At 63.0% G+C, this 23,156-nt stretch carries 21 protein-coding genes; 14 read left to right on the top strand and 7 right to left on the bottom strand.

The features are described 5' to 3' along the window. Positions 1–44: 44 nt before the first annotated feature. Together mutT and J2X24_RS02810 are read left to right on the top strand one after the other, a co-directional pair. Positions 45–443, top strand: a complete 399-nt coding sequence (gene mutT / locus J2X24_RS02815) for an 8-oxo-dGTP diphosphatase MutT (RefSeq protein WP_209716223.1) — start codon at positions 45–47, stop codon at positions 441–443. 71 nt (positions 444–514) lie between these two features. Then, positions 515–820, top strand: a complete 306-nt coding sequence (locus J2X24_RS02810) for an excalibur calcium-binding domain-containing protein (protein ID WP_209716220.1) — start codon at positions 515–517, stop codon at positions 818–820. On the opposite strand, the gene J2X24_RS02805 is transcribed toward J2X24_RS02810, so the two are convergent. Continuing rightward, the gene (locus J2X24_RS02805) at positions 817–1,695 is read right to left on the bottom strand and encodes a methyltransferase domain-containing protein (RefSeq protein ID WP_209716217.1); all 879 of its coding nucleotides are present in this window, start codon (positions 1,693–1,695) and stop codon (positions 817–819) included. The two genes, J2X24_RS02810 and J2X24_RS02805, sit on opposite strands and share 4 nt — an antisense overlap. 27 nt (positions 1,696–1,722) lie before the next feature. Here J2X24_RS02805 and J2X24_RS02800 point away from each other — a divergent pair, with 27 nt between their 5' ends. From J2X24_RS02800 to J2X24_RS02785, 4 genes are all read left to right on the top strand, one after another. Next, positions 1,723–2,529, top strand: coding sequence for a ComF family protein (locus J2X24_RS02800; protein WP_310002379.1), 807 nt, complete (start codon positions 1,723–1,725; stop codon positions 2,527–2,529). 82 nt (positions 2,530–2,611) lie between these two features. Next, positions 2,612–2,866: a glutaredoxin 3 gene (grxC, locus tag J2X24_RS02795; RefSeq protein WP_209716213.1), complete on the top strand. Its 255-nt coding sequence runs from the start codon at positions 2,612–2,614 to the stop codon at positions 2,864–2,866. 2 nt (positions 2,867–2,868) lie between these two features. Further along, entirely contained in the window at positions 2,869–3,684 is an 816-nt protein-coding gene (locus J2X24_RS02790; protein WP_404977806.1) for a carbon-nitrogen hydrolase family protein, read from the top strand. Beyond that, positions 3,681–4,118, top strand: coding sequence for a DUF1178 family protein (locus tag J2X24_RS02785; protein WP_209716210.1), 438 nt, complete (start codon positions 3,681–3,683; stop codon positions 4,116–4,118). The genes J2X24_RS02790 and J2X24_RS02785 overlap by 4 nt, the downstream gene beginning before the upstream one ends. Before the next feature lie 70 nt (positions 4,119–4,188). On the opposite strand, the gene J2X24_RS02780 is transcribed toward J2X24_RS02785, so the two are convergent. The 3 genes from J2X24_RS02780 to ubiG all read right to left on the bottom strand — a co-directional run bounded on the left by J2X24_RS02780 (position 4,189) and on the right by ubiG (position 7,323). Next, positions 4,189–5,124, bottom strand: a complete 936-nt coding sequence (locus J2X24_RS02780) for a DUF4167 domain-containing protein (protein ID WP_245344375.1) — start codon at positions 5,122–5,124, stop codon at positions 4,189–4,191. A gap of 330 nt (positions 5,125–5,454) precedes the next feature. After that, positions 5,455–6,303, bottom strand: a complete 849-nt coding sequence (gene prmC, locus J2X24_RS02775; RefSeq protein WP_209716202.1) for a peptide chain release factor N(5)-glutamine methyltransferase — start codon at positions 6,301–6,303, stop codon at positions 5,455–5,457. 219 nt (positions 6,304–6,522) lie between these two features. Continuing rightward, positions 6,523–7,323: a bifunctional 2-polyprenyl-6-hydroxyphenol methylase/3-demethylubiquinol 3-O-methyltransferase UbiG gene (ubiG, locus tag J2X24_RS02770; RefSeq protein WP_209716199.1), complete on the bottom strand. Its 801-nt coding sequence runs from the start codon at positions 7,321–7,323 to the stop codon at positions 6,523–6,525. A gap of 122 nt (positions 7,324–7,445) precedes the next feature. Here ubiG and J2X24_RS02765 point away from each other — a divergent pair, with 122 nt between their 5' ends. From J2X24_RS02765 to J2X24_RS02745, 5 genes are all read left to right on the top strand, one after another. Then, the gene (locus J2X24_RS02765) at positions 7,446–8,702 is read left to right on the top strand and encodes an aspartate kinase (RefSeq protein ID WP_209716196.1); all 1,257 of its coding nucleotides are present in this window, start codon (positions 7,446–7,448) and stop codon (positions 8,700–8,702) included. Positions 8,703–8,846: 144 nt separating this feature from the next. Then, positions 8,847–10,544 carry a methyl-accepting chemotaxis protein gene (locus tag J2X24_RS02760; RefSeq protein ID WP_245344374.1) on the top strand — a complete coding sequence of 566 codons (1,698 nt, stop codon included), beginning with the start codon at positions 8,847–8,849 and terminating at the stop codon, positions 10,542–10,544. A 160-nt stretch (positions 10,545–10,704) separates the two neighbouring features. Continuing rightward, positions 10,705–12,393, top strand: a complete 1,689-nt coding sequence (locus J2X24_RS02755; protein WP_209716194.1) for a methyl-accepting chemotaxis protein — start codon at positions 10,705–10,707, stop codon at positions 12,391–12,393. Positions 12,394–12,664: 271 nt separating this feature from the next. Then, the gene (gene ptsP, locus J2X24_RS02750) at positions 12,665–14,866 is read left to right on the top strand and encodes a phosphoenolpyruvate--protein phosphotransferase (RefSeq protein WP_209716484.1); all 2,202 of its coding nucleotides are present in this window, start codon (positions 12,665–12,667) and stop codon (positions 14,864–14,866) included. 88 nt (positions 14,867–14,954) lie between these two features. Beyond that, a complete protein-coding gene (locus J2X24_RS02745; RefSeq protein ID WP_209716191.1) occupies positions 14,955–15,428 on the top strand; it encodes a hypothetical protein in 474 nt (157 codons plus the stop codon). 342 nt (positions 15,429–15,770) lie between these two features. Here J2X24_RS02745 and hisS read toward each other — a convergent pair whose 3' ends face one another. Further along, positions 15,771–17,243: a histidine--tRNA ligase gene (gene hisS / locus J2X24_RS02740; RefSeq protein WP_209716188.1), complete on the bottom strand. Its 1,473-nt coding sequence runs from the start codon at positions 17,241–17,243 to the stop codon at positions 15,771–15,773. Between the two features lie 191 nt (positions 17,244–17,434). Between hisS and J2X24_RS02735 the strand changes: the two genes are divergently transcribed. Both J2X24_RS02735 and J2X24_RS02730 read left to right on the top strand, forming a co-directional pair. Then, positions 17,435–17,608 (top strand): hypothetical protein, encoded by a 174-nt coding sequence (locus J2X24_RS02735; RefSeq protein WP_192622349.1) that lies wholly within the window; start codon positions 17,435–17,437, stop codon positions 17,606–17,608. A 109-nt stretch (positions 17,609–17,717) separates the two neighbouring features. Then, the gene (locus J2X24_RS02730; RefSeq protein ID WP_209716185.1) at positions 17,718–18,215 is read left to right on the top strand and encodes a hypothetical protein; all 498 of its coding nucleotides are present in this window, start codon (positions 17,718–17,720) and stop codon (positions 18,213–18,215) included. On the opposite strand, the gene J2X24_RS02725 is transcribed toward J2X24_RS02730, so the two are convergent. Continuing rightward, a complete protein-coding gene (locus tag J2X24_RS02725) occupies positions 18,212–20,311 on the bottom strand; it encodes a protein-disulfide reductase DsbD family protein (protein WP_310002378.1) in 2,100 nt (699 codons plus the stop codon). The two genes, J2X24_RS02730 and J2X24_RS02725, sit on opposite strands and share 4 nt — an antisense overlap. A 199-nt stretch (positions 20,312–20,510) precedes the next feature. On the opposite strand from J2X24_RS02725, the gene J2X24_RS02720 reads away from it, so the two are divergent. Beyond that, on the top strand, positions 20,511–22,625 hold the full coding sequence (locus J2X24_RS02720; protein ID WP_209716182.1) for a M13 family metallopeptidase: 2,115 nt from the start codon (positions 20,511–20,513) through the stop codon (positions 22,623–22,625). A 210-nt stretch (positions 22,626–22,835) separates the two neighbouring features. Here J2X24_RS02720 and J2X24_RS02715 read toward each other — a convergent pair whose 3' ends face one another. Next, entirely contained in the window at positions 22,836–23,051 is a 216-nt protein-coding gene (locus J2X24_RS02715) for a hypothetical protein (RefSeq protein ID WP_209716180.1), read from the bottom strand. Positions 23,052–23,156: the final 105 nt, after the last annotated feature.

The raw sequence follows: 23,156 nt of genomic DNA, 5'->3' as shown, positions 1-23,156 counted from the left end.
TATTCGACTTAAGGCTGCTGATTTCCGCTTCAGGAGGTGCGCGTATGAAAACCGTTCTCGTTGTTGCCGCCGCCCTGGTTGATTCCGATGGCCGGGTACTGATCGCCCAGCGCCCCGACGGCAAGCAACTGGCCGGGCAATGGGAATTCCCCGGCGGCAAGGTCGAGGATGGGGAAACGCCGGAGACCGCGCTGATCCGCGAGCTTCAGGAAGAGCTGGGCATTACGGTCAAGCAGGCCTGCCTGGCGCCGTTCGTCTTCGCCTCGCATACCTATGAGAGCTTTCACCTGCTGATGCCGCTCTTTCTCATCCGCCGTTGGGAGGGCGAACCCGAGGCGCGCGAGCACAAGGCGCTGAAGTGGGTTCGGCCCAACGACATGCGCAATTACGAGATGCCGCCGGCCGACTTGCCGCTGGTGGCATGGTTACAGGATTTTATCTAATCGTTAACGCCTCCTGCACACCTGACGTTAGGTCAACAGGCGCAGACTGGACGGTTGCAGGGAGGTGGCGCATGTCTCATTCGCCGATCTATTCCGAACGTCCGCGCGGACGTCCGGATCGACAGGAAGGCCGTGGCTTGATCAGGCTACTGGCCGCCACAAGCGTGCTGGTCGCGGGCATGTCGCTCCTGACCAGCCTGCAGTACGGCACTTCGGATGGCGCGGTGGTGCAGGTCCAGCACCGGATCGCCTATCTGAATTGCAGCGCTGCCCGTGCGGTCAAGCTGGCACCGGCGCGGATCGGCCAGCCGGGATACTGGCGGCATCTCGATACGGACGATGACGGCATATCTTGCGAGCTAACCGACAGGCGCTAGATTTTTCCCTCTTTGACGCCCAGCGCATCGGCCAGGCGCATCCTGGCCGAGCCGGGCCGCAGCGGCTTCTGTTGCGATTCGTGCGGCTTCCAGCCCGACAGGGTAATGATTTCGAAGGTCGCGGCGATGCGGCCTTCATCGTCGGCGAAGCGCTCGAAGTAGAGTTCAGACGCACGGGCCAGGATGGCGCGGTTCAGCCCCTTGCGTGGCCGGTCGATCAATATGTTGCTTTCGCCCATGGCACGCAGGTCGGCCATCAGCTTCAACGGATGTTCGTAGGAGACGACGACTCTGTCGGAATCGACGACCGGCATGTTGAAGCCGGTCCGGCGCAGCAGGTCGATCAGGTCGGGGCCTTCGGCGAATGGGGCGACACGCGGACCATAGCCGCCGCGTATTTCAAGCTCGGCCTCCATCAGGCAACCGCGCAGCTCTTTCAAGGTCTCGCCGCCGAACAGCGAGGCGATGAACAGGCCGTCGGGTTTCAGCGCGCGGCGGATCTGCACCATGACGCCCGGCAGATCATTGGCGGTGTGCAGCGCCAGGGTGCTGACAACAAGGTTGAGGCTTTCGTCGCCGAAAGGTAACTGTTCTTCGTCCATAACCAGGCGCGGGGAAAAACGCTCCGACAGATCGCTCTCGATCAGCACGCCAATCTTGCTGGCCGCCGGCGATGCCGTCAGTTCGCGACCAAAGGCGCCGTCGCGCGCGCCGATTTCGAGCGCCACGTCAAAGTGCCGGTTGATGCCGCTCAGCGAATGAATGAGGTCTTCGATGGCGCGTTCGCGCAGGAAAGAGGCTTGCGCAAAGCCCTTGGCCGCGCGATCAAGACGGCGGGCCAGAAGCGAACGGTCGAACAGGCGGGGCGGGGACATGAACCTCTATATAGGACGGGCGGGCGCGTGCCGAAACTGCTGAACCGTCTAGGCCATATTGCCTCCGAGGTTAAGGACTTTGTCGCCGGCCTTGGTTTCGCGCCCGTGCGACTGGCGGCGGCCGATGCCGTTGACCTGGTCTTTCCGCCGAGCGGCGAGGATGATCCGTCGCTTCAGGGCGGCCTGGCGGCGGGGCCCTGGTCGCGTATCCGCTTTCTGGCCGACGAAGGTTGCGACATGTGCGCCCGGCCGTTCGACGGCGGGCTGCATTACGGCAAGGGTGCGTTATGCAGCGACTGCGCCGACAAGCCCTTTCCGTTCACGCGGACGCGTGCGGCCTGTCTTTATGGCGAGGCGTCAAAGGACCTTATCCTGGGGTTCAAACACGGCGACCGCTTGGATCTTGCGCCCATGCTGTCGCGCTGGCTGGAGCGCGCCGGGAACGATATGCTTCGCGACACCGATATCGTCATGCCGGTGCCGCTCCATGCTTCGCGGCTACGGGAAAGGCGGTACAATCAGGCCGCCGAACTGGCGCGGCCGATCGCGCGGCGGGCCGGGCTCATTTATGCCGCCGACGCCTTGTCGCGCGTCAGGGCGACGAAGTCGCAGGGCCATGCCAGCGCCAGGATGCGCTGGGACAATGTGCGCGGCGCCTTCGCCGTCACGGCCTCCGGACGCAGGCAGGTGGCAGGCAGGCGCGTCGTGCTGATCGACGATGTCTTCACCACCGGCGCGACGTTACGCGCCTGTGCGGACGCCCTCAAAGCCTCCGGGGCGCGGCAGGTCGATACCTTGGTCATTGCCCGCGCCGTGCCCCAACCAGAACTTTAAAACTTCCGGAAATACCCTATATTGAATGCGTATCCGGTTTGCCTCACAACGGGTTTAGCTGAGGCATCAAAGAGTTAGTCATATGGCCAAGATCGAAATCTACACCAAGCCCTACTGCCCCTATTGCGAACGCGCCAAGGCGCTGCTGGAACAGAAGGGGGCAGAGTACAAGGAAATCGTCGCCTCCAGCGATCCCGATCTGCGCGCCGAGATGAATGAGCGCTCGGGCCGCTTCACCTATCCGCAAATCTTTATCGACGACCTGCACGTCGGCGGTTGCGACGACCTGATGGCGCTCAATCACCGCGGTGGACTCGATCCGCTGCTGGCGGCCTGACCGTGGTCAGGGTCGCGCTCGTCCAGACCTCTACGCCCGCCTCGCAACAGGCGGCGCTGGACCATACGCGGCCGCTGATTGTCGAAGCCGCCGAAGGCGCGGACTTCGTGCTTTTGCCAGAATGCGCCAACCTGATGGAGCAGCGCCGCGAGCTCAAGGCCGGCAAGCTGGCTTCCGAGGGCGACGATGTCTTTGTTCAGGGCGTGCGACAGCTGGCGCGCGACCTCAAGACGCCCATTCTCGTTGGCTCGGTAATCATCAAGGCCGAGAACAGTGAGAAGTCCGCCAATCGCTCGCTCATGATCGATGCGGCCGGCGAGATCACGGCGCGTTATGACAAGGTGCACTTGTTCGATGCCGATACGCCCGACGGCAAGTCCTATCGCGAAAGCGCGACCATGCGCCCGGGCACCGAGGCGGTGGTGGCGGAGACGCCGTGGGGCGGGCTGGGCCTCAGCATCTGTTACGACGTGCGCTTCGCCTACCTCTACCGGACCCTGGCGCGGCGCGACGTGGGGATGATTTCGGTGCCGGCGGCCTTCACGGTTCCGACCGGCAAGGCGCACTGGGAGGTGATGCTCCGGGCGCGGGCCATCGAGACCGGCGCCTTTGTGCTGGCACCGGCCCAGGGCGGCGCGCACGAGGACGGCCGGCACACCTGGGGCCATTCGCTGGTCGTCGGTCCATGGGGCGAAGTCATAGCGGCGCTGGACCATGATCGTCCGGCAGTGCTGCGGGCGGAACTGGATTTGAGTGAGGTCGTGAAAGCGCGGCAGGCCCTGCCACAGCTTCTTCATGACCGGGAGTTACTGGCGTGATCAAGTATGCGTTGAAATGTGAAGTCGACCACGGCTTCGAAGCCTGGTTCCCGTCTTCGGACGGGTTCGATGAGCAGAGCCGTCAGGGTCTGGTGCAGTGCCCCATGTGCGGCTCATCGAAGGTCAGCAAGGCGATCATGGCGCCGATGGTGCGGACGTCAAAGGAGATTCCGTCGCCGCAGCAGGTGATGGCGGAGATGCTGCATAAGGTGCGCCAGCACGTCGAGAGCACGCACGATTATGTCGGCTCGGGCTTTGCCGCCGAAGCGCGCGACATGCACGAAGGCCTGACGCCCGAGCGGCCGATCTATGGCGAGGCGACACCGGATGAGGTCAAGGCGCTGGTCGATGACGGCGTGCCGGTAGCGGCGCTGCCGGTCATGGAGCGCAAGGGTGAGGCCGCTAAGACGGGTGTTCAGAAGAAGCTGAACTGATTTCCTTCTCCCCGCTTGCGGGAGAGGGACTTAAAGAAAAACCCTCCGGTTTGGCCGGAGGGTTTTGTTTTTAGGCTTCTTCGGTCGCCGCTTCAGTCTTGCGCTTGGGACGGCCGCGCTTCGGCTTGACGACTTCCTCGGCAGGGGCTTCTTCAGCGGCCGGCGCCGCCACGGGGGCGGGGGCACGCAGGAAGGCCGGCAAGTCGTCGCGGATGGCCGGCTGTTCGGCAGCTTCCGGCTGCGGGGCCGGACGTGAGGCAGGAGCGCCCAGCGGCTCAGTCGACGCGATAAAGCCGCTGCTGGCCGGCGCCTGGGGCGCGTTCAGGTTCAGCTCCTGCTCGCTCAGGCGCTGCTGGCGGCGGCGCTCATAGCGCTCGCGGCGGCTTTCACGGCGGCCGCCTTCGAATTCACCGAGTGTCTCTTCAGCGTCCCCGCGCGGTTCGAAAACGCGCGGCTCGCGTGCCTCATAGGGCTGGCGGTCGCCACGGCCATTGTCGCGGCCGCCGCCATTTTCACGGTCGCGATTACGGTCGTTGCGGTCGCGGTCGCGGTTGCGATCACGGTCGCGATTGCGGTCGTTACGGTCGAAGCGGTCGCGGTTACGGCCGTTTTCGCGCGGTTCACGATCCTCAATCGCCGGCTGGTCGCCTTCGCCCGGAATGACGGCTTCCGCGTCTGTCTCGGCGGTTTCGGTCACTTCGATATCGTCATCGAAGTCGTCATAACCATTGGAGAAGGGATCGCGCTGCACGAATTCCGACACCGGACGCGTGGGTTGCATCTGACGGATCAGGCGGAAATAGTGCTCGGCGTGCTGCAGGTGGTTTTCGGCCAGGACGCGGTCGCCGGACGAATTGGCGTCGCGGGCCAGCTGCTGGTACTTTTCGTAAATGGTCTGGGCGTTGCCGCGCACCTTGGTGCCTTCCGGGCCGTTCGATTCGTAGGCCCGGTTTGGATTGTTCTGGTTGCCAGAGGGTTTGCGGTTCCGGCTACGCTGCCGTTTCATGCCCCTGAAATCTTTCATGTGATGCGACTTCTCTCTACGCTCCGTCCGGTTTCGTTGCGGGACGGCGAAATGTCATAAATGTCTGCACAGGTGCCGCTGTTGACCTTCAGCGATTAAGCGGGCTTCAACCTTGCATTTTTGTCTTGGCTATATGTGGTCAGGCGCATGGACCGTTTACGGTCCGAACCATCGGGCGCCTGAGCCCTTTACCCCTTGCCACGATATTGCCCGTGACTTTCTTAAGAAAGTATGTCGAACGACGCTCGCGATGGGGGAAGACATATTATGATTAGCGGATCACGGCTGTTCTGCCAAGTCCATTTTTCAATGCTACGGTTTTTTCCCGACCACAACGCGTGGAAGGTTCGACAGGTCCAGATAGGTGGAAACGTCGTCAAAGCCGGCCCTTTTCATAAGATCTTCAACGGCTTCCGACTGGTCATAGCCGATCTCCAGCCAGGCGCGGCCGCCGGCTTTAAGCAGCCGGAAGATTTCCGGCGCCAGATCGACATAGGCGTCGAGCCCCGATTCGCCGCCGTCGAGTGCAAGATGAGGGTCGTGATGCAGGACTTCAGGCTCAAGCGTGGGAATCACCTCGCTGCGGATATAGGGCGGGTTCGACGCCACAAAGTCGAACGAGGCATCGGCCAGGCCCGATCCCCACGAGGTGCGTAAAAATGCCGCACGGTTGGCCAGGCCAAGGCCGGCGGCATTGTCACGCGCTACAGCCAGCGCCTCCTCGGAGACGTCGGTGCCGACGCCCTTGGCAGCAGGTCGTTCGGCCAGGACCGAGAGCAGAATGGCGCCTGAGCCGATGCCGAGGTCGGCCAGGGTAAAGGTCTCATTTTCCTGCGTGGTCTTCAGGATCATGTCGACGATCACCTCGGTTTCGGGGCGCGGGATCAGGACGTGTTCATTGAGGTTGAGCAGCAGCTTCCAAAAGCCCTTGCGGCCGAGGATGCGCGCCACCGGCTCGCGCTTTTCGCGGCGGCTCAGGTAGGTTTCGAGCGTCGTTTCCTGCTCATCCGTCAGTTCGCGATAGGGATCGGTGATGATATCGGTGCGCGTGGCACCGGTGGCCGCTTCCAGCAGCAGGCGGGCGTCGATGGCGGGGCTGTCGATGTTGCGGGCCTTGAGGCGCTGCTGCGCTCCGGTCCAGGCTTTGACGAGTGTGGTCATGGGTCTTGGTCTTGGTTCGGGAGTAAGAAACCCCACCACCGCTGCGCTTCGCTTGCGGTCCCCCTCCCCATGCCTTCGGCACAGGGAGGAGATATAGAGCGCTTTCACTCCTCCCTGTCGCGTAGCTTGCCTGCCGGCGAGGCTGGGGAGGGGGACCGCACGAGTAAGTCGTTGCGTAGCAATGACGAACGAGATGTGGTGGTGGGGCTTCTTGCTTGATCAGTTAAAGTATTTCGCGACGACCATGTAGTTGACATCGGTATCGTCCGACAAGCTCCATTTGTCGCTCAAGGGGTTATAGCTCACGCCGACGGCCGGCTCGGCCGTCAGCGGCGTATCGGCCAGAAACTCATGGATTTCGACCGGCGACAGGAACTTGTTCCAGTCGTGCGTGCCCGCCGGCACCCAGCGCAATATGTATTCTGCCCCTACGATCGCCAGGGCGTGGCTCTTGAGCGTACGGTTGAGCGTGGCGCAGAACAGGATGCCGCCGGGCTTGACCAGCGAGGCACAGGTTTGCAGGAAGCTCTTCGGATCGGTGACGTGCTCGATCACCTCCATGCACAGGACAACGTCGTAAAGTACCTCGCCCGACGCGGCCAGTTGCTCGACCGTCTGGTTGAGATAGCGGATATCGAGCCCGCCCTCGGACGCATGCGCGCTGGCCGTGCCGATATTCTTTTCCGAGGCGTCCAGGCCCGTGACCTGGAAGCCCATGCGGCACATAGGTTCGCTTAACAGCCCACCGCCACACCCGACATCGAGCAGTCTCAACCCTTTGAATGGCGCACGCTCACGGGCATCGAGATTGTAATGCGTCAGGCACGTCTCTCGCACGAAGCCGACGCGCGTCGGATTGAATTTGTGCAGGGGGGCGAACTCGCCCTTCACGTCCCACCACTTGGCGGCCAGGGCTGAAAAGCGCGAGACCTCGCCCTGATCGATACTGAAGCCTTCCGCACTTCCCGCATCGGAAGTTCTGGTATCGGACGTAACGGAATTGTTTAGGTTTTCAGGCATTTCGGCCGCCTATTTCTCTTCAGCCGCCGCCGTTTTGTTTCTTGCGGTAGCGAACATTGGGGGCTAGATATGCGCCGCTTTAAAGTCAGGGGTCAATGACCCGCAACAAGGATTTTGTCTTCATGTCCCGTTTGGTGATGAAGTTCGGCGGCACCTCCATGGCCGATCTCGAACGCATCCGCAGGGCCGCCAGGCTCGTTGCCGCCGAGTATGATGCCGGCCACAAGGTCGCCGTCGTCGTGTCCGCCATGTCGGGCAAGACGAACGAACTGGTCGCCTGGACGGACGGCGCCGGCAAGGCGACGGGCAATGGCATCGAAGGCGATGACGAATACGACGTCGTCGTGGCCTCGGGCGAGCAGGTGACCGCCGGTCTCCTGTCCATGACGCTGCGCAATATGGGCTATGACGCCGTCACCATGATGGGCTGGCAGGTGCCGATCATCACCTCGGACGTGCACGGCAAGGCGCGTATCCTCGACATCCCGCCAGCCAAGCTGGAAACGGCGCTGGACGCCGGCCAGATCGTCGTCGTCCCGGGTTTCCAGGGCGTAACCGAGTCGGGCCGCATCACCACGCTGGGGCGTGGCGGTTCGGACACGTCGGCGGTCGCGGTCGCCGCGGCGGTCAAGGCGATCCGCTGCGACATCTATACCGATGTCGACGGCGTCTACACGACCGACCCGCGCATCGAAGCCAAGGCGCGCCGCCTGAAGAAGATATCGTTCGAGGAAATGCTGGAAATGGCGTCGCTGGGCGCCAAGGTGCTCCAGACCCGTTCGGTCGAACTGGCCATGGGCCAGCGCATGCCCGTGCGCGTCCTGTCCAGCTTCGTCGAACCCGGCGAAACCGTAGATCAAGGCACCATCGTGTGCGACGAGGAAGAAATCGTGGAAAAGCATATCATTTCCGGCGTGGCCTTCAGCCGTGATGAAGCCAAGATCACCCTGTTGGGCGTTCCGAACAAGGTCGGCGTCTCGGCCGCCATCTTCGGCAAGCTGGCCAATGCCAACATCAATGTCGACATGATCGTACAGTCGGAAAAGCGCTCGGGCGAATACGCCAACCAGCTCTTCACCGTTGGCCGCCGCGACGCCAAGGCCGCCGCCGAGCTGATGGAAGCCGCCCGCGAGGAGATCGGCTTTGATACGCTGAAGGTCGATGAAGGTGTCGCCAAGGTGTCGATCGTCGGCGTCGGCATGCGGTCGCACACGGGCGTCGCCGAGACCATGTTCCGCGCCTTGTCGGAAAAAGGCATCAATATCCAGGTCATCTCGACTTCGGAAATCAAGATCAGCGTGCTGATCGACGAAGCCTATACCGAACTGGCCGTGCGCGCCCTGCACGCCGCCTACGGCCTTGACAAGATCGGCGCCTGAAGCGTGCAGTAGTGCACGAAAGCCTTATATTTTAAGGCGAGAATCGATTGCATTAACGGCGCATTAGGCTTGAACGCCTATGGCTGACTCTCAAGAGCGCGCCCGTCTGCCGGACGGCAGACCCGCCTCACGGAGACGCCAGCCATGTCATTCATCACCAGCAGCCTGCGCAACCGCCTCATCACTGGCTTCGGTATTATACTTCTCATGCTGATCGCCGTGACGGCGGTCAGCGTCATCCAGGTCGGCAAGATCAGTTCCGACCTGAAGATCGTCAACGAGTTCAACAGCGTCAAGCAACGCTATGCCATCAACTTCCGGGGCAGCGTCCACGACCGCGCTATTTCCGTCCGCGACGTCACCCTGGCCGACACGCCCGACGGCGCGGCCAAGGACGTGGCCGATATTGAGCGCCTGGCTGAATTCTACGCCAAATCCGCCGGTCCGCTTGACGAACTGATGAAGGACAAGAAGGTCACCGACGAGGAACGCGCCATCCTGGCCGAGATCAAGGCTGTCGAGACGAAGACCCTGCCCTTGATCGACCAGGTCATCCAGTTGCAAACCTCGGGTCAGGCGGCCCAGGCGCATCGCGTACTGATGGACGAGGCGCGCCCGGCCTTTGTCGAATGGCTGCGCGTCATCAACAAATTCATCGACTACCAGGAAAACGCCAACAAGGCCGTCGGCGCCGAGGTCAAGACTGTCTCCGACAGCTTCGGCCTGTTCATGACGATCATCTGCGCCATTGCCCTGGCGATCGGCTCTATCTTCGCCTGGTGGAATATCCGTTCGATCACGCCGCTGCGCCAGCTGTCTGACGTGATGGTGAAACTGGCCGGCGGCGAATATGCCGTCACGGTGCCGGCCATGACTTCACGTGACGAAGTCGGCGATATTGCCCGCTCGACCGAAACCTTCCGTACCAGCCTGGCCGAAACCGAAAGCCTGCGCCGCCACGCCGAGGATACGGAAAAGGCCAACGCCGTCCGTCTGCGGGCCGAGCGCCAGGCCATTGCCGATCAGTTCCAGGCCAAGATGGGCGCATTGGCACAGGCGATTTCGCAGTCCTCTGGCGACGTGTCCGAAGCCGCCCAGCGCCTGGCCGCGACGGCCGAGGAAACGGCGCGCCAGACCCAGGCCGTGTCCGGCGCGTCTTCGGAAGCCGCCTACAACGTCCAGACGGCCGCCGCCGCGACGGAAGAAATGAACATGTCGGTGCGCGAGATCAACGGCCAGGTCGTCCGCGCCGCCAATGTGGCCGCCGATGCGTCCGGCGAGGCCGAGCGCACCGAGGCGGAAATCCGTTCCCTGTCGGCCGCCGCCGAAGGCATCAGCGTTGTCGTCAACCTGATCCAGTCGATCGCTTCGCAGACCAACCTTCTGGCACTCAACGCCACCATCGAAGCGGCACGCGCCGGCGAGGCAGGCCGGGGCTTCGCGGTCGTGGCGTCCGAAGTCAAGCAACTGGCGACCCAGACGGCACGCGCCACCGAGGACATCAGCCGGAAGGTCGCGGAAATCCAGTCGGCCACGGGGCGTACGGTCGACTCGATCTCGCACATCGTCGCGACCATCGGCGACATACGGACCATTTCTAACCACGTTGCCTCCGCCGTTGAACAGCAGGGCGCCGCGACCAGCGAAATCGCCGCCAACACCGCCCGCGCCGCGCAGGGGACCGGACAGGTGACGGAAAACATCCTGGGGGTAGGCCGCGCGGCGGAACTGACCGGTGAGGCGTCTACGCAACTGATGGCGCTGTCAGCAAGTCTCACCCAGCAATCCAGTGACCTCCAGCAGGAAGTCGTGGCCTTTATCAGGGATCTGCGGGCAGCCTAATAAAAAGGCACTGCAATACTCGCAGCAACGTGATCCGCTTATAAAATAAAAGCGTCCGCTCGCCGGGCGCTTTTATTTTGCCCTCAGGATTTGTTAACCCCGTTTCGTCATCTTCACGCCTGACGTGCATTGTGCGCGGGTGTTGTGTCAGGTGGTGCCATTGTCCCTTAAAAACATGCCGATGCTGGCCAAGGTGCTGGCGCTGATATCGCTGATGGCCTGTGTGTCGGTTGCGGCCGCTGCGTTTTCATCCTGGCAGATCAACGAGATCACGCACGATTACGATGAGGCCCTGGTCGGCCCGGCGCGGGCCAATGTCGCGCTGTCGCGGGCCGGCCGCCATGCCGTGTGGACCTCGCGCTCGATCCTGAAGCTGGTAACCGCGGAAACGGCGCAGGGCGCCGACGCCGCCCACAGCGACATCGGTGAAGGCCAAAGCTCTTTCGATAGTGAAATGAAGCTGGCCAAGGAGCTGATGCCGCACAAGCACGCTGAGCTCGATGCCCTGCACAAGACGTATAACGACGTCATGACCAGCACCTGCTTCCAGACGATCAACATGGCCAAGGCACAGGCGCGTGACGCAGCCGCCGATCATATGAACGCGGAATGCGGTCCCAGCCTTCTTCTGGTCATCAAGGACCTGTCCAAGATGGTGGACGAGACCATCACACACAATGAGGGCCTGGCCGATCGGCTGAACCGCCAGGCCAATGAAGTCATCATCGTGACCGCCCTGTCTGTCCTCGGCGGGCTGATCGTGGTCATGGCGGTTGCTGTGTGGATGACGACCACAGGCATTGTTTCGCCGCTCAAGCGGCTTAATGCGGTCATGGAGAACATGGCCGGTGGACGGCTGTCGGACGCTGTGCCGGGCCAGGACCGCCGCGACGAACTGGGGGTCATGGCGCGTACAGCTGAGGTGTTCCGCCAGGGGCTGGCCGAAACCGAGCGTCTTCGTGCCTTGGCCGCCGACACCGAAAAGGCCAACGCCGAGCGCCTGAAAGCCGAGCGCAACGCTATTGCTGATGCCTTCCAGTCGCGCATGGGGACCCTGGCCTCGGCCTTCGTCAAATCGTCCGGCGAGGTCTCCGAAGCCGCCCAGAGCCTGTCCGCGACAGCCGAGGAGACCAGCCGCCAGGCTCAGGTCGTCAGCGGTGCCGCGGAAGAGGCCGCCACCAATGTCCAGACAGTCGCCGCCGCCACGGAAGAAATGAGCGTGTCGATCCGCGAGATCAACACCCAGGTTACCACCGCGGCCCGTATTACCTCCGCGGCGGCCGAAGAGGCCGCCGGCACCGAGGCCGACATCCGTGAACTGTCGACCGCCGCCGCCAGCATCGGTGAAGTCGTCAACCTGATCACCAATATCGCTTCCCAGACCAATCTGCTGGCGCTCAACGCCACCATCGAAGCCGCACGCGCGGGCGAGGCGGGCAAGGGCTTTGCCGTCGTTGCCTCCGAGGTCAAGCAACTGGCGACCCAGACGGCGCGCGCCACCGACGAGATCGGCCGCAAGGTCGGCGAAATCCAGGGTGCGACCCAGCGCACGGTCGATTCCATCGCCCGCATCGTCGCCACCATCGGCGAGGTGCGCGCGATCTCAACCGCGATTGCCTCGGCCGTCGAGCAGCAAGGCGCGGCCACGGGCGAAATTGCCTCCAATACCGCCCGCGCCGCTGACGGCACGGGGCAGGTGACTTCGACCATTTTCGGCGTGGGGCGCGCGGCCGAAATGACCGGCGCGGCCTCGACCCAGCTGATGGCCCTGTCGGGCAGCCTGTCGGAACGCGCGGGCGAACTCGACCAGGCCGTGCAACAGTTCGTCGGCGAACTTCGTGCGGCATAGAGCCGCTTCATCTGGAATCGATTTGTATCGGACTGTTAAACCATTGTGATTATAACCCTTTCGTGAGTTGCCGGATGGCGCGCCTGACGGCTAGACAGCGCGGCAAAACCGGCGGACAATAAAAGTTGTTTTGTCGCGATATTTAAGTCGAAAACCGCTACACACTTTTCGACATATCGCTCCGGGGATTATACGGCGAGAGGGCGATTTGGTGACGAAGCAAGGTCCGGTGCGCGGCCAGCGCGGGTTGCTGCGGCAAATCCGCGAAATCATGGAGGACGATCAGTCCGCCCAGGCGCGGCTTGACGCCGTCGTGCGCATCATCGCGTCCAGCATGGTCGCGGAGGTATGCTCCATCTACCTGCGCCGCACCTCCGAAGAACTGGAACTGTTCGCCACCGAGGGCCTGAACCGCGACGCCGTCCACAAGACGCGGATGCGGTTGAGCGAAGGTCTTGTCGGCGAAGTCGCCCGCGCTGGCGCGCCGCTGAACCTGATGGACGCGCCGGAACACCCCAGCTTCTCGTATCGGCCCGAAACCGGCGAAGACCCGTTCCGCTCCTTCCTGGGTGTGCCGCTTCTGCGCGGCGGCCGGACGATCGGCGTTCTGGTCGTGCAGAACAAGGCAGCGCGCGGCTATGAGGATGAAGAGGTCGAGGATCTCCAGATCATCGCCATGGTGCTGGCCGAGATCGTCACGGCCGGCGAACTGGTCGGCCTTGAGGAACTCAAGGACATCGAACTGGCCCCCAGCCGTCCCGAGCGGCTCAAGGGCTCGATCTTCGCCGACGGGCTGGCGCTGGGTGTCGTGGTCCTGCACGACGTGCCGGTGACGCCCGAACACCTGCTGACCGACGATCCCGTCGCCGAGGAGAAGCGCCTGCTGGCGGCCATCAACACCTTGCGCGAGCAGATCGACGAGATGTTCGAAGGCCAGCACGGCCTGGCAGGCCCTACCTTCGACGTGCTCGAAACCTACCGCATGTTCGCCCACGACCGCGGCTGGACGCGCAACCTGGTCGATGCCGTGCGCAACGGCCTGACCGCCGAAGCCGCCGTCGAACGTGTTCGCAACGAGCAGCGCGCGCGTCTCAACAATGCCCGCGACGCCTATTTGCGTGAGCGCGTGCACGATCTCGAAGATCTCGGCAACCGACTGCTGCGCGTCCTGGCGGGCAAGAATACCACTGCGCGCGACATCCCCGACGAATCGATCCTGGTCGCCCGCGACCTGGGGCCAGCCGACCTGCTGGAATACGACCGCACGCGCTTGAAAGGCATCCTGCTCGAAGAGGGGTCGGCGTCGAACCACGCCGCCATCGTCGCGCGCGCCCTGCAGATTCCGTGCGTAGGCCGCCTGCAGAACCTGCGCGATAAGGTCAACCAGGGTGATCCCGTCATCGTCGATGGCGAAACCGGCGAAGCCTATTTGCGCCCGCGTCCGGACATCATAGGCGCAGCGCTGTCGCGGATCGACGTGCGTACGCAGCGCCGCGTCGAATTCTCGCGCATCAAGGACGTGCCCGCCGTCACCAAGGACGGCCAGCGTGTCACCCTGCTGATGAATGCCGGTCTCGAATTCGATATCGAGATCATGGACGAGGTCGGTGCCGAGGGCATCGGCCTGTTCCGCACCGAATTCCAGTTCATGGTCTCCGAGGACCTGCCGCGCCTCAAGCGCCAGACCGACCTCTATCAGCGCATCATGGACGGTGCCGGCGACCGGCCGGTGACCTTCCGCACGCTCGATCTCGGCGGCGACAAGATCCTGCCCTACATGGAGATGGAGCGCGAGGAGAACCCGGCCCTGGGCTGGCGCGCCATCCGCATGGGCCTGGACCGGCCGGCTCTGCTGCGCATGCAGGTGCGGGCGCTGTTGACTGCCGCCAAGGGCCGCGAACTGCGCATCATGTTCCCGATGGTCGCCTCCATCGATGAGTTCCGCACGGCGCGGGAAATGGTCGATATCGAAATGGCCTGGGCCAAGCGGCGCGGCCGGCCCTTGCCGTCGCTGCTGCGCGTCGGCGCCATGATCGAATGTCCGTCACTGCTGTGGCACCTCGACGCCCTGTTGCCGCTGGTCGACTTCGCCAGCGTCGGCACCAACGACCTGACGCAGTACCTGTTCGCCGCGGACCGCACCAACCCCAAGATGAGCGAGCGCTACGACGTCCTGTCGCCGCCCTTCCTGCGCGCTTTGGCCAGCATCCAGCGCGCCGCCGAAGAGTCAGGCACGCCGGTGTCCGTCTGCGGCGAAATCGCCGGCAAGCCGCTGGAGGCCTTTGTGCTGATCGCGCTCGGTTTCAACCGACTGTCCATGCCGCCGGCCGGCCTCGGTCAGGTCAAGCGCATGATCCTGTCGTGCGACCGCGACGCCGCCTTCAAGGCGATCAACAAGCTGATGAGCAGCTCCAACGGCAGTCTGCGCAGCGAAATCCTGTCGCTGGCGCGCAAGCTGGATATCGATCTGTAGGGCTTCCTCTCTTGATGTGATGGGTGGGGCTTTGACAAGGCGCGGTAGCCTGTTAAGCTTTACACGTCTCGAGAGAGGGGGCGATCATATGAAAATCCTGAAGATCCTGGCCGTGCTGCCTTTGGCGCTTGCGCTCGGCAACTGTGAGCAAAAGCCTGCGGCCGGGCCGTCGCCCTACGCCTTCGACGTCAGGCTGGAGATCACGCCCGAAGCCGACGCCCTGATGAAGGCCAAAGGCAATCACTTCGTCGCCGCGGCCTTCTATTTCGGCCGCCCCAAACCCGAAACGCGCGCCCAGGCCAATGCAAATGGCCGGATCAAGCTGGGCTATGAGCAGATCGGCCTGGCACCGGGCGCCACGAGCTTCCATCTGGCAGCGGACACAATCGACGCCAGCCTGCTTGGCGCCATCAACGGTGAACCGCAGGTCATGCTCAACGTCTTCTCGGCTGGTGAGGTGGGGGCGCGTGACGATCTTGTCCGCTGTAAGACCTATTTCGGCATTATCTCGACGGCGCGGGCGCAGAGCCCCGTCCTGGCCTGCGATATCAATCGGCCCTAACGCGCGAGAACAAGGCGGAAATCTGGGCCTTATGCTTAACGCCCGTTAACTGACACCGATGTCAGTTTGGCCGCCAGATTCCGGACAAGAAAAAGCCCGCTCAGGGGGGATAACGACCTGGCGGGCTCTTTTGTTTTTAAAGCGAGCGTTTCCTCCCCGAAACGCTGGAACTGACCTCTCTCTTCGGGGGAGGTTCCGTTCTCATGACGGGGATATAGCCGGGTTTTTTCAGGCCGGTCAACTCATTTTATAAGATCGTGTCAAAATTTTTTTGCATTTTTTTCCGTTATGCAAACGATGCGCAAAAACATGTCCGGCACTGTCCACATTTTGACAACGTTGTCAGGTCATATTCATTATAGATTTCAAATGGTTGATGGCATCTTGGCGCGGTAATGTGACCTGTCCCGGACGGGCTTCGCGCCACTGCTGATTGTCACTTATTTGTAACGCTGCCTGGCGTCCGGCGTCGAGATCCTTAATGGTTACGGTACCGTTTGCCAGTTCATCGCCGCCCAGCATGACGGCGGCCGGTGAAACGCGGCGGTCGGCATATTTCATCTGCGCCTTCATGCCGGATCGGCCGACATAAACCTCGGCCGACATGCCTGCCGCGCGAATCTCCGCGGCCAGCTTGAAGTACTCACCCATGTCGCTGTCGGAAAAGGCGATGATGACGATGGGACCGCGCGCGCGGGTCGTGTGGCTGTCGCCGACAAGGGCCAGAGCGGCCGCCAGGCGCGACACTCCGAAGGAGAAGCCGGTCGCGGGGGTCTTTTCACCGGTGAAGCGCGCCACCAGGTCGTCATAGCGCCCGCCGCCGCCGACGCTGCCGAACTGGACCAGATTGCCCTTTTCGTCGCGCGTCTCCAGCAGCAGTTCGGCTTCGAAGACGGGGCCCGTATAGTATTCCAGGCCGCGCACGATGCCGGGGTCGAAGACGGCCGAGGCCTCGTCGACGCCCATGGCGGCAAGCGCCGTGCCGATGCGGCCGAGATCCTCGACGCCCGCAAGGCCTTCCGGCGAATTGGCGAGAACATTGGCCAGACGGTTCAGCACGTCGCCGCGCGTGTCGGCGCCGCCGGCCGACACGAAGTCGAGCACGGGCTGGATGGCGGACGACGGCAGACCGGCGCCCTTGGTGAAGTCGCCACTTTCGTCCTTGCGGCCAGCGCCCAGCAGCAGCTCGACGCCCGGCAGGCCAAAGCGGTCCAGCTTGTCGATGGCGCGCAGCACGCCCAGTTGCTGCACGGGATCGATGACGCCAAGCGAGGTCAGCAAGCCGTTCAAAAGCTTGCGGTTATTGATGCGGATGCGCGTCGGGATATCCAGCGCCTTGAAGCCGGTGACGGCCAGGGCGATGACCTCCGCGTCGGCTTCGGGGCGGTCGGAGCCGACGATGTCGGCGTCGCACTGCATGAATTCCCGCAGGCGGCCGGGGCCGGGCTTTTCATTGCGCCACACCGGGCCGTAGGCGTAGCGCCGGAAGGGCTTAGGCAGGGTTTCCCAGTTCTGGGCGGCGAACCGGGCCAGGGGCGCGGTCAGGTCGTAGCGCAGCGCCATCCATTGGTCGTCGTCGTCCTGGAGCGCGAAGACACCGACATTCGGCCGGTCCGAATCGGGCAGGAACTTGCCAAGCGCATCAGCATATTCGAAGGCCGGCGTCTGCAGGGCTTCGAAGCCGAACGATTCATAGACCTTCGACACCGTCTCGATCAGGCGGCGCTCGATGGCGATTTGCGCATTGCGCTTGTCGATGAAGCCGCGCGGGCTGCGGGCTTCGGGACGGAAGGGGGTGTCTGGGTTCTCGGTCATGCGGGCGCGATAGACTATCACGCGAAAAGTGACAACCGAAATTGCCGCGATCAGGCCGGCGAAATCGCTCTAAGTCTTCTCCCGTCAGGGGAAATTGGCAAAACGCCGGTATATTGACACCTATGTCAAAAAAGCTGACAATAAGGCGGTAGAGTGTTATGATTAAGGCCACCTAAAACAAGGAGGAAGTCATGTCCAAGCGTTCTCATGCCGCGGAAACCTTTTCACATTTCGTGATCGCGCTCATCGGCGCGACCGTTATTATCGGTGGCGCGGCCTGGGCCTTTATGGCGTTCGACAATGGCGGCTGCTCCGGCGGGATTGAATGCCGGACGCCCGAACAGATGGCGCAGGTCAACTATTAAGGCCTGCCTGCGCGCCTGCCGGGAAATCAGGCGCGCAGTTAACCCTGCCACTTAACGGAGTATTGGCCGGGATCTTGCATGATGGGCAATCTGATCCGGAGTGCCTTTCATGAAACGCGCCGTAATAGCTGTCCTGTTATGTCTTTCTCTGCCTGGTCAATTGATGGCGCAACCGCTTGACACCGTCGCGGTCGAGCCCATCAGCCTCGCTCAGGAACCCTTCTATTCCAACATCATTGCCGATGCGACGCGTTTGCGCGCCCAGACAGAGGAATTCGCTACTCGCCCGTCGCTGCAATGGCTGAAGAGCCAGCATTTCCGCATGTATGCCGAAGCCGTCACCGAGCTGGCGGCGCGTGATATGAAGGGCCATGACGACCTGAAGGCGCGCGGCACCGACAACGATCTCAAATGTATCCTCAAAGGCGTATCGATCGACCTGCGCCTGAAGCTTGACGCCATGCGCTCCGCCCGCAGCGATCATGATCTCGGCCGGGCGCTGGAAGACATGACCCTGCTGCTCGACGACAATATTGATGTCGTGACGACGCCGGCAACGGCGGTTTCGGGACTGGACTGCGTTATCGAATTCGGTCCGGACGCTTAAAGCGTCTTCGCTCCGTCCTTCAGCATCCTGATAATGGCCGCCTTGTCCAGCATCTGTGGCAAGACCTTCGGTTCGGCATTGCCGCCGCCGTAATAGACATAGAGCGGTACGCCCGAGCGGCCGTAAAGCTGCAGGTAGCGCGAAATCTCCGCGTCCTGGTTGGTCCAGTCGCCGACCATGTAAGCCGTGCCTGTGGCTTTCAGCGCGTCGGCCACGTCCTTCGTCTGCAACACCAGCCGTTCATTGACCTTGCACGTCACGCACCACGCCGCCGTCAGGTCGACCAGCACGGGCCGGCCGGCGGCGCGCAGTTCCGTCAGCTTTCGGACGCTGAACGTCGTATGCGGCGTTTGCGCGGCATCCGCCGGATCGCCCGCCGAGCGCTCGACCGGCGGCAGGGCGCCGGCGCCAAGCGCCAGCACTAACCCTGCGCCCAATATGCCGGCCTTGATCATTTTCGGAATGGCGCGGATCGGCAGGACGGCGACGACGATGGCGGCAAAGGCCAGGATCAGCAGCCACACGCCCATCATCTGGACCTGCTGGGCGAACACCCAGACCAGCCACAGGGCGGCGCCGTACATGAGAAGCGACAGGGCGATCTTCAGCCGGTTCATCCATTCGCCGGGCTTTGGCAGCACCTTCGCAAAACCCGGCACAAGCGTGACGAGGAAGGTCAGGAGGACGATCGGCAAGGCAAAACCGACGCCAAGCGCCGCGAAGATGGCAAAGCCCGTCAGCCCGCCCTGGGCCAGGGCGACGCCGATCGCGGTGGCCATGAAGGGCGCGGTGCACGGGGCGGCGACGACCACAGCCAGCACGCCGGTCAGGAAGGCCGAAAGCAAGGGGCGCTTCTGGTCGAAGGCGCCCGCGCCCACGCCTTGCAGCGACGAACCGATATGGAAAACGCCCGACATGTTGAGCGCCACCAGCAGCATGACGACGGCCAGCGCCGCCACGACATAGGGCGATTGCAGTTGAAAGCCCCAGCCAAGCGATGCACCGGCACCCTGCGCCAGTTGCAGCAGGCCGGCCAAAACCATAAAGCTCAGGATCGCGCCCGCGCCATAGACCAACGACTCGGTGCGCGCCAGTTTGGTGTCGTGGCCAGCGCGCGACAGGGCCAGAAGCTTCATCGACAGGACCGGGAAGACGCACGGCATCAGGTTGAGGATCAGCCCGCCCAGGAAGGCCAGGCCCATGGCGACGAACAACCCGCCCGAAGCCAGTTCCGGCGCGGGCGCGGCCCCCAGACCATAGGTGCCCGCCGGCAAACCCGCACGGATAAGCGTAATGTTGTAGGCCTTGTCGCCCAAGGCCAGCACGCCCTGCAGCGGACCTTCGGGCAGGGCAGGGGCGCCCGGCTGGGTGCGCAGCGCAAAACCGTCCGCGCCCATGTCGAGGACCTGGGGCGCCTGAGCGCTCAGCATCTTTTCCTGTACCGGGAAGAAGTAGGCGCCCTGGGGCCGCGCCAGGGCTTCGCGCGCGGCCTCGTCGCCCGCCTTGAAACCCAGTTCGGCCTTGCCATTGTTCAGCGCGATCGTGCCGGTGATATTGGCGGCCTGGGGGAGGGCGGCCGCGGCCTTTGCGACCACGCCCGCGTCGGGGCCAGGCTTGGCGGGGCCTACGGTCAGGCGCGTCGAGACCTCAAGCGTTTCGGGGATGCACTGGGTTTCGCAAACCAGAAAGTTGACGCGCGCCCGGATTGGCAATGTTTCGCCCGCCGCCAAGCCGGATTTATTGGTCACGATAATGACGGCCGAGGTTCGGCCGTCATAGCCGAAACTGTTGAGGCCCAGGGTCGGCAGCATCTTCGGCGCCGGCCAGGCGGGCGTATCGGCGGTCATGCCATCGGGCAGGCTCCAACTGATCCGGGTCGGCAGCCCGGCATCGCCGGCATTGACCCAGTAGGTGTGCCAGCCTTCGGCCGGGGTGTGTTCCAGCACCAGCCGGACCTGCCCGCCTTCGGGCACCGACGTGGATTCCGCGACCAGCCGCGCCTTGACGTGAGCGCTTTCGCCTTCGGCGGCCAAGGCCGCCGGGGTAAAGGACAGCGCCGCGATGACAGTCAGCAGAAACCGGGCAAGAAAACGCACACGTCACCTTTTCGATGGGTCTGACCGTGTTGTGCCGCGCCGCGAAGGCTACGTAAAGCCCCACGCGCCGCAAAACCGCCGGATGCGTGGCTGGGAAGATTAAGAAAAATTCAGAATACAAACGGTTTCATCTGTATCATGGTTCGCCCCTGGGGGCGGCGTATGACGGTCGCCTGTATCTGCTTTCGCGAGAGACCTCATGCGTATCCTTCGCACGCTCCTTGTCACCACAGCCCTTGTCCTGCCGCTGGCCGCGCCGGCCTTCGCCGTCGTCACGTCGAACGAACGCGCGCCCGTGCATCAGCCGCGCACCTTTCTTGACGAGACCTTGAGCGCCGAAGATGCCGCGCGCATGGCCGAACTCGGCAAGAGCTACGGCGTCTGGGGTTTTGATACGGCCGGCATGGACACCTCGGTCAAGCCCGGCGACGATTTCAACCTCTATGCCAACGGCAAGGCGCTGGCCGCCATGAAGATCCCAGGCGACCAACCGGGTTACGGCAGCTTTAACCGCCTGGCCGACCTGTCGGAGCTCCAGCTCAAGGCGATGGTCACGGGTCTGGCGGCGCGCAACGACCTGACAGGCAGCGACCTCAAGGTCGCCGACCTCTACCGCAGCGCCACCAACGAAGCTTTGAAGAACAAGCTGGGCGCCGCGCCCCTGGCGCCGGAACTGAGCCGCATCCGCAACATCACTAACAAGTCGCAAATGGCGAAGTTCATGGGCTGGACCTCCGAAGGCTTCGGTTCGGCCTTCTTCAGCCTATACGTCTATGACGACGCCAAGAAACCCGGCTACTACGCCCTGCAACTGGCGCAGGGTGGCTTAGGGCTGCCCGACCGCGACTACTACCTGTCGGACACCTATACCGACAAGAAGGCCGGCTACGAAGCCTATGTGACCGACATGCTGCGTCTGGTTGGCTGGCCGGACGCCGCCAAGGCTGCCAAGGACATCGTGGCCATGGAGACGAAGATCGCCGAGGCGCACTGGACGCGCATCGAAAGCCGCGACGACACCAAGACCTACAACCCGATGAAGCTGTCGGACCTGCCGGCTTACGCGCCTGGCTTTGACTGGAACGCCTTCTTCGCCGGTGCGCGCGTCACGTCCGCGAAAAAGGTCGTCGTCGCCCAGAACACCGCCTTCCCCAAGATCGCCAAGGTCTATGCCGATGCGCCGCTGGAGACGCTCAAGGCCTGGTCCGCCTTCCGCGCGGTCGACCAGGCCGCGCCCTATCTGTCGGACGCCTTTATCGAACGGCGCTTTCAGTTTCGCCTCAAGTCGCTCTACGGCATCGAAGAGCAGCGCCCCCTGTGGAAGCGCGCGCTCAGCGTAACCGACGAACGGATGGGTGAGGCGCTGGGCAAGGCCTATGTCGCCACCTACTTCCCGCCCGAATCCAAAGCCAAGATGGAAGGCCTGGTCCAGGACCTTCTGGCCGCCATGAAGCTCCGCATCGAAAAGCTCGACTGGATGAGCGCGCCGACCAAGGCCAGGGCGCTGGAAAAGCTGTCCACCTTCGGCGTCAAGATCGGCTACCAGAACAAGTGGCGCGACTATTCTTCTCTCGTTATCAAGCCCGACGACCTGGTCGGCAATCTCAATCGCTCAAGCGTTTTTGAGTGGGACTACCAGCGCGCCCGCATCGACAACACAATCGACGACGACGTCTGGGAAATGACGCCGCAGACGGTCAATGCCTACTATTCGCCGACCAAGAACGAAATCGTCTTCCCGGCCGCCATCCTGCAGCCGCCCTTCTTCGATCCGAAGGCCGATCCAGCCGTCAATTATGGCGGCATCGGCGCCGTCATCGGCCACGAAATCGTCCACGGCTTCGACGACCAGGGCCGCAACTACGATGCGACCGGGGCCCTGGCCGACTGGTGGCAGAAGGAAGACGCCGACAAGTTCAATGTCCAGGCCAAGAAGCTGGGTGAACAGTTCGACGCCTACGAAGTCGCGCCCGGCGTAAAGGTCCAGGGCGGCCTGACCATGGGCGAAAACATCGGCGACCTTGGCGGTCTCACCATTGCGCTGGACGCCTATCATCTGTCGCTTGATGGCAAGGAAGCGCCGGTACTCGATGGCCTGACGGGCGATCAGCGCGTCTTCCTAGGCTTCGCGCAGATATGGCAGTCGAAGTACCAGCCCGACTTCCTGAAGTTTCTGGTCGCATCGGACCCCCACGCGCCGGACCAGTTCCGCGCCATGTCCGCGCCGCGCAACATGGACGCCTGGTACAAGGCGTTCAACGTGACGGAGGGCAAGTATTACCTGAAACCCGAAGACCGCGTCCGCATCTGGTAAGGGTGCGAGGCACCCTTAACCCGAAATCGTGACGTCACGGGTGGATGGGCCACATGCTCACTTCATCTACGGTTTAAACAAAAGCCCGTCTCGGCAGAGGCGGGCTTTTGCGATTCTTCTCCTCCCTGTCGCGCAGCGATGGGGAGGGGGGGACCGCACGAGTGAGGCATTGCGTAAGCAATGTCGAATGAGATGTGGTGGTGGGGTTGCCTAAGCAACGCCGTCGATGACGCTTTTGCGCACCTTGCCGCCATGGCTCTCGCCATCCGTCGGCTGGTATTTCAGGAAGGCCGCCACGCCCTTGCCGGTATTGGCCATGTCCTTTTCCCAGTCGCGGTCTGGTCCTTGCGCGAAGCTGTGAGCCGCGAACATCAAGGCGGCAACGGCGGCAAAGCCTGTGACGATAGTCGTGAAAAGGCCCTTCATTGTCCATCTCCATTGTTGGACGTGAGTTCGGACGCAACTAACTGAAAACACTTGGAAACGAGGGGTGGGGAAGTCGGATTACCTTCCCCACCCCTGTTTTCTCCC

Source organism: Asticcacaulis solisilvae (assembly GCF_017875235.1).
In the GTDB taxonomy this organism is placed as follows: domain Bacteria; phylum Pseudomonadota; class Alphaproteobacteria; order Caulobacterales; family Caulobacteraceae; genus Asticcacaulis; species Asticcacaulis solisilvae_A.
This window is presented reverse-complemented; position numbering and strand designations above follow the sequence as displayed.

Excerpts from the sequence above, each read along its gene's own strand:
- J2X24_RS02730 (WP_209716185.1), top strand. The coding sequence starts at position 17,718 with ATGAAACGCGCCGTAATAGCTGTCCTGTTATGTCTTTCTCTGCCTGGT.
- J2X24_RS02715 (WP_209716180.1), bottom strand. The coding sequence starts at position 23,051 with ATGAAGGGCCTTTTCACGACTATCGTCACAGGCTTTGCCGCCGTTGCC.
- J2X24_RS02760 (WP_245344374.1), top strand. The coding sequence starts at position 8,847 with ATGTCATTCATCACCAGCAGCCTGCGCAACCGCCTCATCACTGGCTTC.
- hisS (WP_209716188.1), bottom strand. The coding sequence starts at position 17,243 with ATGACCGAGAACCCAGACACCCCCTTCCGTCCCGAAGCCCGCAGCCCG.
- J2X24_RS02805 (WP_209716217.1), bottom strand. The coding sequence starts at position 1,695 with ATGTCCCCGCCCCGCCTGTTCGACCGTTCGCTTCTGGCCCGCCGTCTT.
- ubiG (WP_209716199.1), bottom strand. The coding sequence starts at position 7,323 with ATGCCTGAAAACCTAAACAATTCCGTTACGTCCGATACCAGAACTTCC.
- mutT (WP_209716223.1), top strand. The coding sequence starts at position 45 with ATGAAAACCGTTCTCGTTGTTGCCGCCGCCCTGGTTGATTCCGATGGC.
- prmC (WP_209716202.1), bottom strand. The coding sequence starts at position 6,303 with ATGACCACACTCGTCAAAGCCTGGACCGGAGCGCAGCAGCGCCTCAAG.
- ptsP (WP_209716484.1), top strand. The coding sequence starts at position 12,665 with ATGGAGGACGATCAGTCCGCCCAGGCGCGGCTTGACGCCGTCGTGCGC.
- J2X24_RS02810 (WP_209716220.1), top strand. The coding sequence starts at position 515 with ATGTCTCATTCGCCGATCTATTCCGAACGTCCGCGCGGACGTCCGGAT.
- J2X24_RS02745 (WP_209716191.1), top strand. The coding sequence starts at position 14,955 with ATGAAAATCCTGAAGATCCTGGCCGTGCTGCCTTTGGCGCTTGCGCTC.
- J2X24_RS02735 (WP_192622349.1), top strand. The coding sequence starts at position 17,435 with ATGTCCAAGCGTTCTCATGCCGCGGAAACCTTTTCACATTTCGTGATC.
- grxC (WP_209716213.1), top strand. The coding sequence starts at position 2,612 with ATGGCCAAGATCGAAATCTACACCAAGCCCTACTGCCCCTATTGCGAA.
- J2X24_RS02780 (WP_245344375.1), bottom strand. The coding sequence starts at position 5,124 with ATGAAACGGCAGCGTAGCCGGAACCGCAAACCCTCTGGCAACCAGAAC.
- J2X24_RS02765 (WP_209716196.1), top strand. The coding sequence starts at position 7,446 with ATGTCCCGTTTGGTGATGAAGTTCGGCGGCACCTCCATGGCCGATCTC.
- J2X24_RS02720 (WP_209716182.1), top strand. The coding sequence starts at position 20,511 with ATGCGTATCCTTCGCACGCTCCTTGTCACCACAGCCCTTGTCCTGCCG.